10 protein-coding genes and 2 pseudogenes are annotated in these 13794 nt (G+C 71.0%); 6 read left to right on the plus strand and 6 right to left on the minus strand.

Annotation, left to right across the window (positions count from 1 at the left end; genetic code table 11):
* Positions 1–211: 211 nt before the first annotated feature.
* The 5 genes and pseudogenes from ASG87_RS01740 to ASG87_RS01760 form a co-directional block, all read right to left on the minus strand.
* Positions 212–703, minus strand: a pseudogene (locus tag ASG87_RS01740) (FKBP-type peptidyl-prolyl cis-trans isomerase); the annotation flags it as partial.
* Positions 703–2658, minus strand: a complete 1956-nt coding sequence (locus tag ASG87_RS01745; protein WP_055999838.1) for a S9 family peptidase — start codon at positions 2656–2658, stop codon at positions 703–705. The gene ASG87_RS01745 and the pseudogene ASG87_RS01740, both read right to left, overlap by 1 nt.
* 81 nt (positions 2659–2739) lie before the next feature.
* Positions 2740–5796: a TonB-dependent receptor gene (locus ASG87_RS01750; RefSeq protein ID WP_055999841.1), complete on the minus strand. Its 3057-nt coding sequence runs from the start codon at positions 5794–5796 to the stop codon at positions 2740–2742.
* 199 nt (positions 5797–5995) lie between these two features.
* The gene (locus ASG87_RS01755; RefSeq protein WP_162258289.1) at positions 5996–6988 is read right to left on the minus strand and encodes a FecR domain-containing protein; all 993 of its coding nucleotides are present in this window, start codon (positions 6986–6988) and stop codon (positions 5996–5998) included.
* Between the two features lie 2 nt (positions 6989–6990).
* A complete protein-coding gene (locus ASG87_RS01760; RefSeq protein ID WP_055999847.1) occupies positions 6991–7575 on the minus strand; it encodes an RNA polymerase sigma factor in 585 nt (194 codons plus the stop codon).
* 192 nt (positions 7576–7767) lie between these two features.
* Here ASG87_RS01760 and ASG87_RS01765 point away from each other — a divergent pair, with 192 nt between their 5' ends.
* Both ASG87_RS01765 and ASG87_RS01770 read left to right on the plus strand, forming a co-directional pair.
* On the plus strand, positions 7768–8154 hold the full coding sequence (locus tag ASG87_RS01765) for an acyl-CoA thioesterase (RefSeq protein WP_055999850.1): 387 nt from the start codon (positions 7768–7770) through the stop codon (positions 8152–8154).
* Between the two features lie 143 nt (positions 8155–8297).
* The gene (locus ASG87_RS01770; protein WP_055999853.1) at positions 8298–9044 is read left to right on the plus strand and encodes a glutathione S-transferase family protein; all 747 of its coding nucleotides are present in this window, start codon (positions 8298–8300) and stop codon (positions 9042–9044) included.
* A 298-nt stretch (positions 9045–9342) separates the two neighbouring features.
* Here ASG87_RS01770 and ASG87_RS01775 read toward each other — a convergent pair.
* Positions 9343–10153: pseudogene (locus ASG87_RS01775) on the minus strand (LysR substrate-binding domain-containing protein); the annotation flags it as partial.
* Positions 10154–10269: 116 nt separating this feature from the next.
* Here ASG87_RS01775 and ASG87_RS01780 point away from each other — a divergent pair.
* From ASG87_RS01780 to ASG87_RS01795, 4 genes are all read left to right on the plus strand, one after another.
* Positions 10270–11262, plus strand: a complete 993-nt coding sequence (locus tag ASG87_RS01780; RefSeq protein WP_055999856.1) for an aldo/keto reductase — start codon at positions 10270–10272, stop codon at positions 11260–11262.
* A gap of 118 nt (positions 11263–11380) precedes the next feature.
* Entirely contained in the window at positions 11381–12202 is an 822-nt protein-coding gene (gene queF / locus ASG87_RS01785; protein ID WP_055999859.1) for an NADPH-dependent 7-cyano-7-deazaguanine reductase QueF, read from the plus strand.
* A gap of 139 nt (positions 12203–12341) precedes the next feature.
* The gene (locus ASG87_RS01790) at positions 12342–12935 is read left to right on the plus strand and encodes a hypothetical protein (RefSeq protein WP_055999863.1); all 594 of its coding nucleotides are present in this window, start codon (positions 12342–12344) and stop codon (positions 12933–12935) included.
* Positions 12936–13146: 211 nt separating this feature from the next.
* Entirely contained in the window at positions 13147–13353 is a 207-nt protein-coding gene (locus ASG87_RS01795) for a CsbD family protein (protein ID WP_055999866.1), read from the plus strand.
* Positions 13354–13794: the final 441 nt, after the last annotated feature.

Genomic DNA, 13794 nt, shown 5'->3' on the forward strand with positions numbered 1-13794 from the left:
AGGCCCCTCAAGGCTTGCCCGCGTCGAGCAGCTCCAGGCCGAACGCCAGCGCGGCCCATTCAAAATCGCCAGGCATCTCCAACGAAGCGTCATCCCTGCGAAGGTTGGAAGCGCTTTCCAACAGCCTACAGGGCTGGTCATCCAGTACCTTTGCTTTCGAGGCCGACAGTCACTGGATTCCTGCCTTCGCAGGAATGACGAACCTTTGTCNAGGCTCGCGCGCATCGAGCAGTTCCAGGTCGAACACCAGCGCGGCGCCGGGCGGGATCACGCCGTCGCCGGCGCCGCGGCTGCCGTAGCCCAGCGCCGCCGGGATCCACAGCTCGCGCCGGCCGCCCACCCGCATGCCTTCGATGCCCCGGGTCCAGCCCTTGATCATGCGCGGGTCGCCCATGCGGAAGGACAGCGGTTCGCCGCCGCGCGAGCTGTCGAACTGCCGGCCGTGCCGGTCCCCGGCCACGGCGTCGTACAGCCAGCCGGTGTAGTGCATGCGCAGCGCCATGCCCGGCCTGGCCTCGACGCCGGTGCCGACCTTGCGGTCGATCACCACCAGTTTTTCCACTGCCGCCGCGCCGGCCGCGGGCGGTTCGGCGGCGATGGCGGCGGACGACAGGCACAAGAGCAGGGCGAACGGGAGCAGCAGTCGGCGGATCACGGGAACCTCGAGACGGATGGACGGAAAACGCGGGCCGTGCGGACGCATCACGGCTGCCCGCCGGCGTGCTTGAGGTATTTGTCGAACCAGGCCAGCGTGCGCCGGATCGCATCGACCCGGTTCTCGCGCTTCATGAAGCCGTGGCCCTCGTCCGGGTAGTAGTGCGCGGCCACGGTCTGGCCGTGCCGCTGCATGCTGCGCACCACCTGCTCGGCTTCCTCCCTGGGCACGCGGATGTCGTTGTCGCCCTGCAGCACCAGCAGCGGCGCCCTGGCGTCCTTGAGGTAGGTGATCGGCGAGGACGCCACGTACACCTGGCGATGTTTCACCGGGTCGCCCAGCTTGGAGATCTCGTACTCGCGCAGCAGCGGGTCGGAGTGCTCCAGCATCGCCAGCCAGTCGATGATGCCGTACTGCGACACCGCGGCGGCCCACACGTCCGGCGTGCGGCCGATCGCCATCAGGGTCAGGTAGCCGCCGTAGGAGCCGCCGGTGATGCCGACCTTGCGCGGGTCGGCATAGCCCGTGTCGACCATGAAGCGCGCGGCGTGCACCGCGTCCTTCAGGTCGCCGCCGCCGAAGTCCTGGTAGTTGGCGTTCTCGAACGCCGCGCCGTAGCCGGTCGAGCCGCGCACGTTCGGCGCGATGCAGATGTAGCCGCGCGAGGCCAGCGCCGCGGCCAGCGCGTTGAAGTAGTCCTTGGTCTGCCCGGTGGGGCCGCCGTGCGGCAGCACCACGGCCGGATGGCTGCCGTCGCGCTCCAGGTTGTACGGCATCCACAGGTAGGCGCTGATGAGGCTGCCGTCGAAGCTGCGGTAGTGCACCAGTTGCGCCTCGGGAATGCGCTCGGGCCGCAGGCTCGCCACCGCCGAGTGGGTGAGCTGGCGCGGCTTGTCGCCGGCGAGGTCGTAGACCCACAGGTCCGCCGGGTGCTGCGAATTCTCGTAGCTCACCAGCAGGCGGCCGCCGTCCGGCGAGAACGCGCCGGGCGCGGCGCCCGGCGCCACCATGCCGGAGGAGAACGCCAGCCGGCGCGCCGGCCCGCCGGCGAGCGGGGCCACGTAGGCCTCGGCGCGGCCGTCGGTGTTGACCACGTAGGTGAACGAGCGGCCGTCGGGCGAGAAGTCCCCGGCCGCGGCCTCCCAGCCGGTGTCGGTCGCCCAGCGCAGCTTGCGGCTGGCGACGTCCATCAGCGCGACGTTGGTGATGCCGTTGCGGGCGTTGGAGGACAGCAGCAGGGTGCGGCCGTCGGGCGACACCGCGGTGGCCATCGCCAGCGCCTTTTCCCCTGCCGGCGTGAGCTTGCGCGCCGCGCCGCTGGCCACCTCGATGCGGTAGATCTCCGAGCCGGTGAACGAGGCGTCGATGCGGTTCGCGTAGACGGATTTCCCGTCCGGCGCCCAGGCCACCGGCACCCAGCGGTGGTCCCTGCTCTGCTCGTGCACGATCACGCGGGTCTGGCGCGTGCGCCAGTCGAACACCGCGATGTCCGCCACCGAGGCCGCCTTCGGCTTGTAGCCGATCAGCAGCTGCGTGCCGTCGGGCGACCAGCGCGGATCGGACTCGGCCACCTCCGGCGTGTCGGTGAGCCGGACCGGCGTGCCGCCCGTGGCCGGCACCGCGTAGAGATCCCACATCTCGTTGCCGCCCCGGTCGGACTGGTAGACGATCCACCGGCCGTCCGGCGACCACGCCGCGCCCTCCTCGCGGTCGTCGGAGACCGAGAGCTGGATCGGCCAGCCGCCGTCGGCGGACACCTTCCACAGGTTGGGCCGGCCGGTGAGGTCGGTGGTGAAGGCCACTTCGCGGCCGTCCGGCGACCACGCCGGGCCGTACGCGCGGCGCGTGTAGTACAGCGCCTCGACCGGGATCGGCGTGGCGTCGGGGTTGCTTGCCGAGACCACCGACGCCGGCGCGGTGGGCTGGCGGTCGGCGGGCGCGTTCGCCGCGCCCATCAGCAGCGGCGCGATCAGCACGAACAACGGGACGCGCGGCAGGTGCATGCGTTCTCTCCGGGGAATCGGTAGACCGGGCCGTCCGGCGCGCGGCGCGGACGGCGGGAAAGGTGGGAAAGGGCGGCGCGGTCAGCGCCCGGCGACGCCGAAGTCCCAGTTGAACTCGACGAAGTACGAGCGGCCGTAGATGTTGTAGTTCTGGTTGTTGTAGTACGGCCAGCGCGCATAGGTGCGGTCGCGCGGCGGCGCCTTGTCGAAGACGTTGTTGGCGGTGAGCGCGATGCGCGCGTTCATCGGCAGCCGGTAGCCCACGCTAAGGTTGTAAAGCATCCACGGCGCCAGCTTGCCGGCGCCGGCCGCCCCGTAGCCGAAGCGCCGGGCCGTGTAGTTGGGCGTGCTGCCGTAGCGGATGCCGTAGACCGTGGCGTTCCACCTGCCCACGTTCCAGTTCACGCTGCCGCTCAGGATGCTCTTGAACTCGCTCGACCGGGTGGGATCGCGCAGCAGGTCGATCTCCGGGTCGCCGGCGTATTGCACGCGCGTGTGGCCGAGCACGTTGTTGTACTCGCCGCCGAAGGTGAAGCTGCCGTAGCCGGCGGTCTCCAGCCGGTAGCTGCCGCCGGCGGTGAAGGTCTTGAGCTTCTCGGTGGACACGTTGATCGGGCCGAAGGCGATCTGCTGCAGGTTGCCCTGGCTGTCGCGCGCCACCCGCGCCGCGGCGTCGCGGCAGGTCGGCGAGCCTGTGTCCAGCCGCCCTTCGCGGCACAGCGCCTCGTCGCGCATCAACTGGTCGACGTTGAGGTCGGTGATCTCATCGGCGATGCTGACGTGCAGGTAGTCCGCATGCAGGTTGAAGTTGCGCGTGGGCGACCACACCACGCCGGCGCCCCACGACTTGGCGGTGATGTCCTTCAGGTTCCTGTTGCCCGCATGCACGCCGGCGACGTTGACGTTGTTGAAGCTGCAGTCGGCCAGCGGGATGCCCGGCTGGCGGGTGTCGCACAGGTAGTAGTCGGTGACCGCCTGGTACGAGCCGCTGGGGCCCAGGAAGATCCGGCCCATGTCGGGTGCGCGGAAGGCGGTGCCGTAGTTGCCGCGCAGCAGCAGGGTGTCCAGCGGGCGGAACTCCAGGCTGGCGCGGTAGGTGGCCTTGCCGTCGCTGCGGCCGGCGTACCTGTAGTTGTCGTAGCGCACGGCGGCGTCGGCGGTGAGCATGTGGGTGATCGGCACGTTGAACTCCACCGCGCCGGCGTAGTTGTTGCGCGTGCCGCTGCCCACGGTGCCGGACAGGCCCCAGAAATCGCCGGCGACCACGCGCGGGTCGGTGGGGTTGCTCCAGGTCTGGTGGCCGGCCTGCAACTGCGCCGCCATGCTCACGCTGCCGGCCGGCAGGGCGAACAGGTCGGTGTTGCTGATCTGCGCGGTGGCGTGCTCCATCGAGGTGGACGAGCGGGTCTGCCTGTAGTCGCTGAAGTTGCGAAAGTCTGCCGGCGTGATCGGCTGGTAGAAGCGCGACCAGTCCGGCAGGTAGACCGGGTAGCCGCTGGCCGGATCGACGCCCTGGCGCGGGCCGAGGAACTGGTTCTCGAAGAACGCGTCGATCTTCGCCTTCAGCGGGTAGAGCTGGCGGTCCTTGATGATCTGCTCGGCGCGGTCGAGGTAGCCGTCGTAGGCCCAGTCCGAGTCGCCGAAGTTGCCGCGGATGCCCAGCACGGTCTGGTAGGAGTACACGATCTGGCGGTCGGTGGACTGGCCGTAGTCCTGCTCCTCCGGCGAGAACTGGCGCCAGGCGGTGGCGATGCCGCCGTCGTGGCCGTCGACGAACTGGCCGTAGCCGGCCAGGTTGGGCAGCCAGATGAAGCCGCCCAGCGGAGCGAACTCGTACTTCGCCAGGCTGTACAGCGCGGTGCCGTAAAGCTCGGCGTCGTCGTTGAGCCTGAAGCTGCCCGACAGGTAGCCCACGTACTGGCGCTGCCGGTTCATCATGGTGCGGTAGCCGGCCTCGTCGGAGCCGCAGTAGTCGCCCGTGCGGCTGTGCGCGAGGTAGGTGGTGCCGCCGAACAGGCGGCCCAGCGAGGCGCAGGCGCCGGCCGGCGGCGCGACGTAGCGGGTGATGCCGTTGCTGTCGGCGACGCCGTGCATGAAGGTCTGGTTGGCCACCGGCACCGGCGTGGTCGGGTTGGAGGCGGTGCTGGCGGTGAGCCCGCGGTCGTAGGCCCAGATCGGCGACTGGTTGGAGTATTGCAGGCCGTAGGTGAGGGTGAGCCGGTCCTGCAGCCAGGCATGCCCGCCGACCAGTTCCGCGCGCTGGCTGCCGCCGCCGCCCTGCGCGTAGCCGCCGCCGCGCAGAGTCAGGTGCACGCCCTGCACGCGCTTCTTCAGGACGATGTTGACCACGCCGGCGATCGCGCTGGAGCCGTACACCGCCGACTGGTTGCCCGGCACGATGTCGATGCGCTCGACCATCGCGACGGGGATGCCCGACAGGTCGGTGAAGTTGCTGGCGCCGTCGTACAGCAGCGGGTAGTCGGGCAGCGGGTGGCCGTCGACCATCACCAGGGTGAAGCCCGGATCGAGCCCGAACAGGCTGAGCGCCTGCGCGCCGGTGGTGAAGGTGGAGGCGCCCTGCGGCCCCTGCACCGCGCCGGTGGCGATGGGCAGCGCCTTCAGCGCGTCGTAGACGGTGTTGAAGCCCTGCCGCTTCATGTCCTCGGTGGTGATCTGGATCGTCGGCGAGGCCGTCTCGATCTCGGCCTTGGGGATTAGCGAGCCGGTGACCTGCACCGTCGTCAGGTCGGCCACCTTCGGCAGCGGCCGCTCGCCGGCCGGCGCGCTCGCCGCCGGCGCCGGCTTCGGCCCCGGCTTGTCCGTGGCCTTGATCACGTAGGTGCCCGGGTTGATCGCCGTGGCGCCCAGCCCGGTGCCCTGCAGCAGCCGTTCCAGCGCCTGTGCGGGCGGGTAGCTGCCGGACAGCCCGGCGGTGGTCTTGCCCGCCACCAGGCCGGGCGCGTAGATGATCTGCAGGCGGCTCTGCGTGGCCAGCGCATTGAGCGCACCGCCCAGGTCGCCCGCGGCGATCCGATAGCCCTGCGCCACCGCCTGCGCCTCGATCCTGCCGCTCGCCGCCGCGCCCGTGCCGGCCAGCAGCGCCGCCGCGATCAACAGCGATAGTTTGTTGCTCAACATGCTTCCGCTCCCCGGTGCACTGTGCGACGGCCGCCCCCGTGACGGCCGTTGCACCTGAAACGCAGGGGACGCGCGACCACCCTACCCGTCCGTTGCCGGCCTCCCGTACGCCGCCCGCGCGGCGACGCGCCGTGCCGCTCCGCCGCGCGCGGCGGTCCGCGCCCGGCACGGCCGGGCACGATGCGATGCGGGAAAGGATTCAGCGGTGCGCGGGCTGCAGCACGATCTCGTGCGCGGAAACCCGCCTGGCCTGCACCGACCAGCCGTTCTCCAGCGCCTGCACCAGCGACGACTGGTCGCCGGCATGGAACACGCCGCTCACCGCCAGATCGCGCAGGGAATCGTCGCCCAGGCGCAGCTTGGTGTCGGAGTAGCGGTTCATCTCCGCCACCAGGTCGGCGAGGCTGCGGTTCTTGAACACCAGGTCGCCCTGCGTCCAGCCGCGGGCGGCGGCCAGGTCCGCCGCCTGCACCGCGCCGAGGCGGCCGCTGCGGTCGAAGCTGACCTGCTGGCCGGGCGCCAGCGTGCTTTCCCCGCCGCTCGCCGGCACGCTGACCGAAACCACGCCGTCGAGCAGGGCCACGGTGACGTCGTCGGCCTGCCGGCGCACCTGGAAGCGGGTGCCGATGTCGCGCACGACGCCGTCGGCGGCGAGCACCACGAACGGTCGCCCCGCCTCGTGCGCCACCGCGAACTGCGCGCGCCCGCCTTCCAGCCGGACCTCGCGGCGGTCGCCGTCGTACTGCACGGCGATCGCGGTGTCCGTATCCAGCAGCACCTCGGTGCCGTCGTCCAGGCGCAGGCTGCGCTGCTCGCCGGTGGCGGTGGCGTAGAGCTGCACCGGCCCCTGCGACTGGCCGGCGACGCGCCACAGGCCCAGCCCCAGGGCCAGCAGCAGCGCCGCCGCGGCGGCCAGCGGCAGGGCCTGGCGCCAGCGGCGGCGGCGCGCACCGGCCTGCGCGGTCTGCCGCAGCGCCGCGCGCGCCGCCGCCGCCAGCAGCGGGTCGCCCGCCAGTTCGCCGGCGCGGCGGTGGAGTGTCTCGGCCTGCGCGAAGGCGGCGGCGCGGTCGGGCCGTTCGGCGCGCCAGCGCTCGAACGCCGCGCGCTCGGCCGCCGTGCAGTCGGGCGCCTGCAGCCGCGCCAGCCAGGCCTCGGCGCGGTCGTCCTGCGGGTGGATGGATGTCCGTGGCATGTTCATGTTCCCTGATACGCATCGTATCCGCGTTCACCCAACCCCTTGCGCAGGGCGACCAGCGCTTTTGCGACGTGCTTCTCCACCGCCTTGACCGAGATGCCGCAGTGCCTGGCGATCTCGCTGTAGCTCATGCCCTCGATCCGGTTCAGCAGGTAGACCTGCCGGCAGCGCTCCGGCAGGCGCAGGATCAGTTCGCGGATCACCGCCAGCTCCTGCTCGCCGGCCACGCGCTGCTCGTGCGTCGGCTCGTCGGCGGGCAGCTCGCAGACTTCCTCGTCCAGCGGTTGGTGCGACTCGCCGTGGCGGCTCTGCCGGCGCCGTGCCTGGTCGTGGACCACGTTGATGGCGATGCGGTAGAGCAGCGGCTTCCACGCCTCGACCGGCTGCCGTTCGCGGTAGCGCATCAGGCGCACCATGCTTTCCTGCGCCGCGTCCTGCGCGTCCGCCTCGCTGGCCGTGCGATGGCGCAGGAAGCCGACCAGGGCCTCGCGCTGCTCGCCCAGGAAACGCTCGAAACGGCCCGCGCCCTCCGCGTCCTGCGGACGCGGAAGCAGCGCGACGGTCTCGGCGGTGCACTGGGCCATGGAGAGGCGTAGCCTTTTCGTTTGGATGGCTGGACGTCCGAATCTACCGCACGTCCATGCGCCGCGGCAAAACCGCCGCGCCCGGCCGACGGGCACCGGCATCATGCGCACAAACCGCCGCCCGCGCGCAAGCGGCGCCCGCAGCGCGGCAATTGAGGCAGAATGCCCGGCCCTCCCCCGACGAAACGCACGATGACCGCGATGCCCGAAGCCCGCCTGCTCGAAATGGTCTTTCCCGACCACACCAACCACCTCGGCACGCTGTTCGGCGGGCAGGCGCTGGCGTGGATGGACAAGGCCGCGTTCATCGTCGCCTCCCGCCACGCGCGGCGCACGGTGGTCACCGCACGCTCGGAGGAAGTGAGCTTCCGCGTGCCGGTACGCGCCGGGCAACTGGTCGAGCTGGTCGCCCGCGTGGTCGGGGTCGGCCGCAGCTCGATGCAGGTCGAGGTGGAGATGACCGCCGAGGACCCGCTCACCGGCGACCGCCGCGTCTGCACCACCGGGCGCTTCGTGATGATCGCGCTGGACTCCAACGGCACCCCGACCAGCGTGCCCGCCCTGCCTGCCGCCGGCTGAGCGGCGCGGGAAGGCACGGCCGCCGGGGCATGCATGCCCGGCCAGGCAGGATGAACGGCGGCATGGGGCGCCGCCGCATCCCCGCTTGACGCGCGGCGGACGCACCGCCCACTCTGCCCGCTCCCCTAGCAGGAGCGTCTCCGATGCCAGGCATCCGCGTGATCGGCAACTACGTCTCGCCCTACGTGCGCAAGGTGCTGGCGTGCCTGGAACTGAAAGGGCTGGAATACGAGATCGATCCGATCGCGCCCTTCGTCGGCAACGACGCGTTCTCCCGGCTCAGCCCGCTGCGGCGCATCCCGGTGCTGATCGACGACGGCCTGGTGCTCAACGATTCCTCGGTGATCTGCCAGTACCTCGAGGACAAACACCCCTCGCCTTCGCTGTATCCGCGCGACATCGCCGATCGCGCCCGGGCGCGCTGGCTGGAGGAGTACGCCGACACCCGGCTGGCCGACGTGCTGATCTGGCGGCTGTTCTACCAGTTGGCGATACGGCGCCACGTGTTCCGCGAGCCCACCGACGAAGCGGTCGTGCAGCGCGCCCGCGAGGTGGAGATCCCCGTTGCGCTCGACTACCTGGAAGGGCAACTGCCGGAAGACGGCTTCGTGTTCGGCGCGCTGTCGATCGCCGACATCAGCCTCGCCTGCTACTTCCGCACGGCGTCCTTCGTGCGCTACGCCGTGGATGCCGCGCGCTGGCCGCGCCTGGCCGCATTCGTGGCGCAGGTGCAGGCGCTGCCGGTGTTCCAGAAGCTGGCCCGCTACGAGGACTGCATGCTGCGCCTGCCGCTGGCCGAGCAGCGCGGCGCCCTGCTCGCCGCGGGCGCGCCGCTGACCAGCGAGACGCTGGGCACCGATACGCCTCGCCATGGGTTGCCGCGTGGTTGAAGCGGGGGTTTGCGGCAGCGTGTGATTCCTTCCCCGGAATCTGTTCACGATCGCCAGGCATCCCCCCCATGAAACGTCATCCCAGCGCAAGCTGGGATCCAGTGTCTTTGAACTTTGGAACATCAAGTCACTGGATGACCAGCCCTTCGGCTGTTGAAAAGCGCCTCGCAGGAATGACGAAAAGGCGGTTGGGACGAGATAGGTTGTGGACAAGCCCTCAGAACCGCTTCCCCGCCAACTCCACCAGCCAGTCGATGAACACGCGCAGGCGCGCCGGCACCTGCCGCTGCGGCGGGGNTCATCGGCAGCGACGGCGGCGGCGTGTCCGGCAGCAGCGCGCACATGCGCCCGTCGGCCAGCTCGTCGGCGATGCGGTAGCGCGAGAACTGCGCGATGCCCAGCCCGGCGCGGCAGCAGGCGAGGTAGGCGTCGGCGCCGTTCACGGTGATCCGCCCGGGCAGCCGCACCTCGCGGCGGCGGCGGCCGACCATGAACTCCAGCGGCTCGGGCCGGCGCGTGGTGGGCGAGGCCCAGTTCACCGCCTGGTGGCCGTCCTGCAATCCGGCCAGCGTGCCGGGCCGGCCGTGCCGGCGCACGTAGCCGGCACTGGCCACGGTGACCTGCGGCAGCAGCGCGATGCGCCGCCCCGCCATGCCGGTGTCGCCCGGCTCGCCCACGCGCAGCGCGCAGTCGACGCCTTCGCGCACCAGGTCCACGAAGCGGTCGCCGGTGCCGAGGTCCAGCTCGATCTGCGGAAAGCGCGCGCAGAAGTCCGGCAACGCGGGGATCACCAGCAGGCGCGCCAGCGCCGCCGACAGGTCCACGCGCAGGCGCCCGCGGGGCTGGATCGCGGCCTCGCGGAAATCCGCCTCCACCTCGTCCACGTCGGCCAGCAGCCGCACGCAATGGCCGTAGTACGCCTCGCCGTCGCGGGTGGCGCGCACGCGGCGCGTGGTCCGCTGCAGCAATTGCGTGCCCAGCCGCGCCTCCAGCCGCTTGATCGCATGGGTAACGGTGGCGCGCGGCAGGTCAAGGTCGTCCGCCGCGGCGGTGAAGCTGCCCAGCTCGACGATCCGCGCGTACAGCCGCATGGCTTCGAGACGGTCCATGGCTTTGTTGGCTCGAATTGAATAGTGATGCTCATTATTGAGCATTTATCCGCATGGCGTACCGGCGCACCATGCGTCCACCCCGCTCTCCCCGCATCCCACACAGGAGCAACGCCATGCAGAACCGCACCCTCGGCAACAACGGCCCCCTCGTTTCCGCGCTCGGCCTCGGCTGCATGGGCATGAGCGATTTCTACGGCACGCGCGACGACGCCGAGTCGATCGCCACCATCCACCACGCGCTCGACCGCGGCCTCACCCTGCTCGACACCGCCGACGTCTACGGCCCGCACACCAACGAGGAACTGGTCGGCAAGGCGATCAGGGGCCGCCGCAGGAACGCCTTCGTCGCCACCAAGTTCGGCATCGTGCGCGATCCCGCCGACCCGGCGAAGCGCGGCGCCAACGGCCGCCCCGAGTACGTGCGCGCCTCGTGCGACGCCAGCCTGAAGCGGCTCGGCATCGACACCATCGACCTGTACTACCAGCACCGCGTCGACAAGGACGTGCCGATCGAGGAAACCGTGGGCGCGATGGCCGAGCTGGTGGCCGCCGGCAAGGTTCGCTACCTGGGCCTGTCCGAGGCCGGCGCCGCTACCGTCGACCGCGCCTGCAAGGTGCACCCGATCGCCGCGCTGCAAAGCGAGTTCTCGCTGTGGACGCGCGACCCGCAGGGCAACGGCATGCTCGACGCCTGCCGCCGCAACGGCGTCGCCCTGGTCGCCTACTCGCCGCTGGGCCGCGGCTTCCTCACCGGCGCGATCCGCTCGCCGGACGACTTCGACGCCGACGACTACCGCCGCAACAGCCCGCGTTTCCAGGGCGAGAACTTCGCCCGCAACCTCGCCCTGGTCGAGCAGGTGCAGGCGCTGGCCGCCGACAAGGGCTGCTCGCCGGCGCAGCTCGCGCTGGCCTGGGTGCTGGCGCAGGGCGAGGACGTGATCGCCATCCCCGGCACCAAGAAGCGCTCGCGCCTGGACGAGAACCTCGGCGCGCTCGACGTGCGGCTCGACGCCGCCGAGCTGGCCGCGATCGACGCGGTGTTCCCGCCCGATGCGGTGGCCGGCGCGCGCTACGCCGGCGCGATGATGCAGATGGTCAACGCGTAACCAACCCTCCGCGCCGCGGGCCAGGCGGCGCGGGCAAGGCCCCGCTCCTTCCCTGCGCGCAGGCGGGGGAGCGGGGCGTTCCTGGGATGGAATGCGCCATGCCGGTAAACTCGCCGGCATGAGCACGCCCGAACACTCGCCGCTCGGCAAGAGCACGATCTACGCCGACCGCTACGACCCCAGCCTGCTGTTCCCGATCCCGCGCAGCGGCAAGCGCGCCGAGATCGGCGTGGGCGAACCACTGCCGTTCCACGGCGTGGACATCTGGAACGCCTACGAGCTGTCGTGGCTCGACCCGCGCGGCAAGCCGGTGGTGGCGCTGGCCGAGTTCCGCGTGCCGGCGCAGTCGCCGAACATCATCGAGTCGAAGTCGTTCAAGCTCTACCTCAACGGTTTCGCGCAGGAGCGCCTGGCCGGGGCCGACGCGCTCGCCGCGATCCTGGCGCGCGACCTCTCCGCCGCCGCAGGCGCGGCGGTCGGCGTGCGGTTGAGCGACGCCAGCGCGCGCGCGCATGCGGTGACCGACCTGGAAGGCGAACTGCTCGATACGCAGTCGCTGGACATCGACGACTACGGCCCGCCCGAGGCCGGCTACCTGCAAGCCGGCGGCGACATCGTCGACGAGGCCCTGGTCTCCCACCTGCTGCGCTCGAACTGCCCGGTCACCGGCCAGCCCGACTGGGGCAGCGTGCAGATCCGCTACCGCGGCCCGGCGATCGACCGCGCCGGCCTGCTGCGCTACCTGGTCTCGTTCCGCAACCACAACGAATTCCACGAGCAATGCGTGGAGCGCATCTACGTGGACGTGATGGCGCGCTGCGCGCCGCAGCGGCTCGGCGTGTACGCGCGCTACACCCGCCGCGGCGGACTGGACATCAACCCGTTCCGCGCCAGCGAGGCGCCGCAGGACGTGCCCAATCCGCGCGGCGCGCGGCAGTGAGCGCAGCGTGAAGCGTGCATCGCGCCGGTAATCGGCGCTTCAGATCGGCGGTTCTAGCCTTGGTCGACCGACCGTGCGGCACCCCACCCATGGTCACCCATGGATCGGGCCTTCCCGCATCGACCACAGGATTCCACGCATGAAACGCTTTCCACGCATCGCCATCCTGTCCAGCCTGATCGCCTCGGCCGTGCTGCTGGGCGCCTGCGGCAAGCACGACAACGAGCCCGCACCGGCCGCCGCGCCGCCGGCCGCCGGCACCGCCGCACCCGCGCCGGTGCCCAGCGCCACCGCTCCGGCACCGGCCACGACCGCACCCGCCCCGGCGCCGGCCGCCAGCGCCGCACCGGCCAGCAGCGGCACGTCGGCCACCGCGCCCGCGCCGGACGGCGCCTTCAGGATCGACGGCGTCGAACTGGGCGACGCGGTCGGCGCCTCGCACAAGATCAGCAAGGCCAAGACCGTGTTCGCGCCCACCGGCAAGGCGATCTACGCCAGCGTCGCCACCTCCGGCAAGACCGACGGCGCCACCCTCGCCGCACGCTGGACCTACCTGGAAGGCCAGGGCCAGCAGGTGAGCACGATCAGCCAGTCGATCGCCACCGACGGCCCGGCCACCACCACCTTCAAGGTGCAAAACCCGAACCCCTGGCCCGCCGGCAAGTACAAGGTGGAGATATCGCTGGACGGCAAGCCGGTGACCAGCCGGACCTTCGAGGTCAAGGCGTCCTGATCCTCGCCTCGCCCATTGCGTCCACCCGAAGGCGCCGCGAGGCGCCTTCGCTTTTTCCGCGGCGTCGACGCCGCGTGTCGCGCCGGTGAATGCGCAATGCATCCACCTGAACCGTTGCGCCGCCGGAGCACGCCGCATTCACGGCGCTCCGGCTCGAATCGACCGGGTGCGGCACGCGCCGCGCACTCCCTCAACAGACCGGAAGACCCGCATGAACGAAGACACCATCAAAGGCCAGTGGAAGCAGCTCAGCGGCAGCATCAGGAAGCAGTGGGGCAAGCTCACCGACGACGACCTCACCGTGGCCGAAGGCAACGCCGAATACCTCGCCGGCAAGGTGCAGGAACGCTACGGCGTGGCCCGCGACGAAGCCGAACGCCAGGTCCGCGATTTCGAACGCAGCCTGCGCGACCGCTGATTCCCCTGCGCAACCGCTGATCCCGGTTGGCCCGAAGACGCCGGCGGCTTTGTGCCGCCGGCGTCTTCGCATGTGCGATCCGCCGGCCTCCACCGCCAACCCCACACCCCGTCATCCCAGCGAAAGCCGGGACCCAGCGACTTTGAAGCGTCGAATGCGAAGGCGCTGGATTCCGGCTTTCGCTGGAATGACGGGCGGGGAGGATGGCGGTTGGTGGGCTCGCCCTCCGATCCCGCCTCGCATCCGTCGTCCCGGCGAAAGCCGGGACCCAGCGACTTTGAAGTCGTCGAATGCGAAGGCGCTGGATTCCAGCTTTCGCTGGAATGACGGGCGGGGGTGATGGCGGTTGGTGGGTTCGCCCTTCGATCCCGCCTCGAACCGTCGTCCCGGCGAAAGCCGGGACCCAGCGACTTTGAAGCGTCGAATGCGAAGGCGCTGGAT

Origin of the sequence: Frateuria sp. Soil773 (assembly GCF_001428405.1) — a bacterium.
Classification (GTDB): Bacteria; Pseudomonadota; Gammaproteobacteria; order Xanthomonadales; family Rhodanobacteraceae; genus LMSL01.

What these genes read in the sequence shown, in the direction of transcription:
- ASG87_RS01770 (WP_055999853.1), top strand. Translation starts at nt 8,298, where the DNA reads ATGCCAGGCATCCGCGTGATCGGCAACTACGTCTCGCCCTACGTGCGC.
- ASG87_RS01780 (WP_055999856.1), top strand. Translation starts at nt 10,270, where the DNA reads ATGCAGAACCGCACCCTCGGCAACAACGGCCCCCTCGTTTCCGCGCTC.
- ASG87_RS01795 (WP_055999866.1), top strand. Translation starts at nt 13,147, where the DNA reads ATGAACGAAGACACCATCAAAGGCCAGTGGAAGCAGCTCAGCGGCAGC.
- ASG87_RS01790 (WP_055999863.1), top strand. Translation starts at nt 12,342, where the DNA reads ATGAAACGCTTTCCACGCATCGCCATCCTGTCCAGCCTGATCGCCTCG.
- ASG87_RS01760 (WP_055999847.1), bottom strand. Translation starts at nt 7,575, where the DNA reads ATGGCCCAGTGCACCGCCGAGACCGTCGCGCTGCTTCCGCGTCCGCAG.
- ASG87_RS01750 (WP_055999841.1), bottom strand. Translation starts at nt 5,796, where the DNA reads ATGTTGAGCAACAAACTATCGCTGTTGATCGCGGCGGCGCTGCTGGCC.
- queF (WP_055999859.1), top strand. Translation starts at nt 11,381, where the DNA reads ATGAGCACGCCCGAACACTCGCCGCTCGGCAAGAGCACGATCTACGCC.
- ASG87_RS01745 (WP_055999838.1), bottom strand. Translation starts at nt 2,658, where the DNA reads ATGCACCTGCCGCGCGTCCCGTTGTTCGTGCTGATCGCGCCGCTGCTG.
- ASG87_RS01755 (WP_162258289.1), bottom strand. Translation starts at nt 6,988, where the DNA reads ATGCCACGGACATCCATCCACCCGCAGGACGACCGCGCCGAGGCCTGG.
- ASG87_RS01765 (WP_055999850.1), top strand. Translation starts at nt 7,768, where the DNA reads ATGACCGCGATGCCCGAAGCCCGCCTGCTCGAAATGGTCTTTCCCGAC.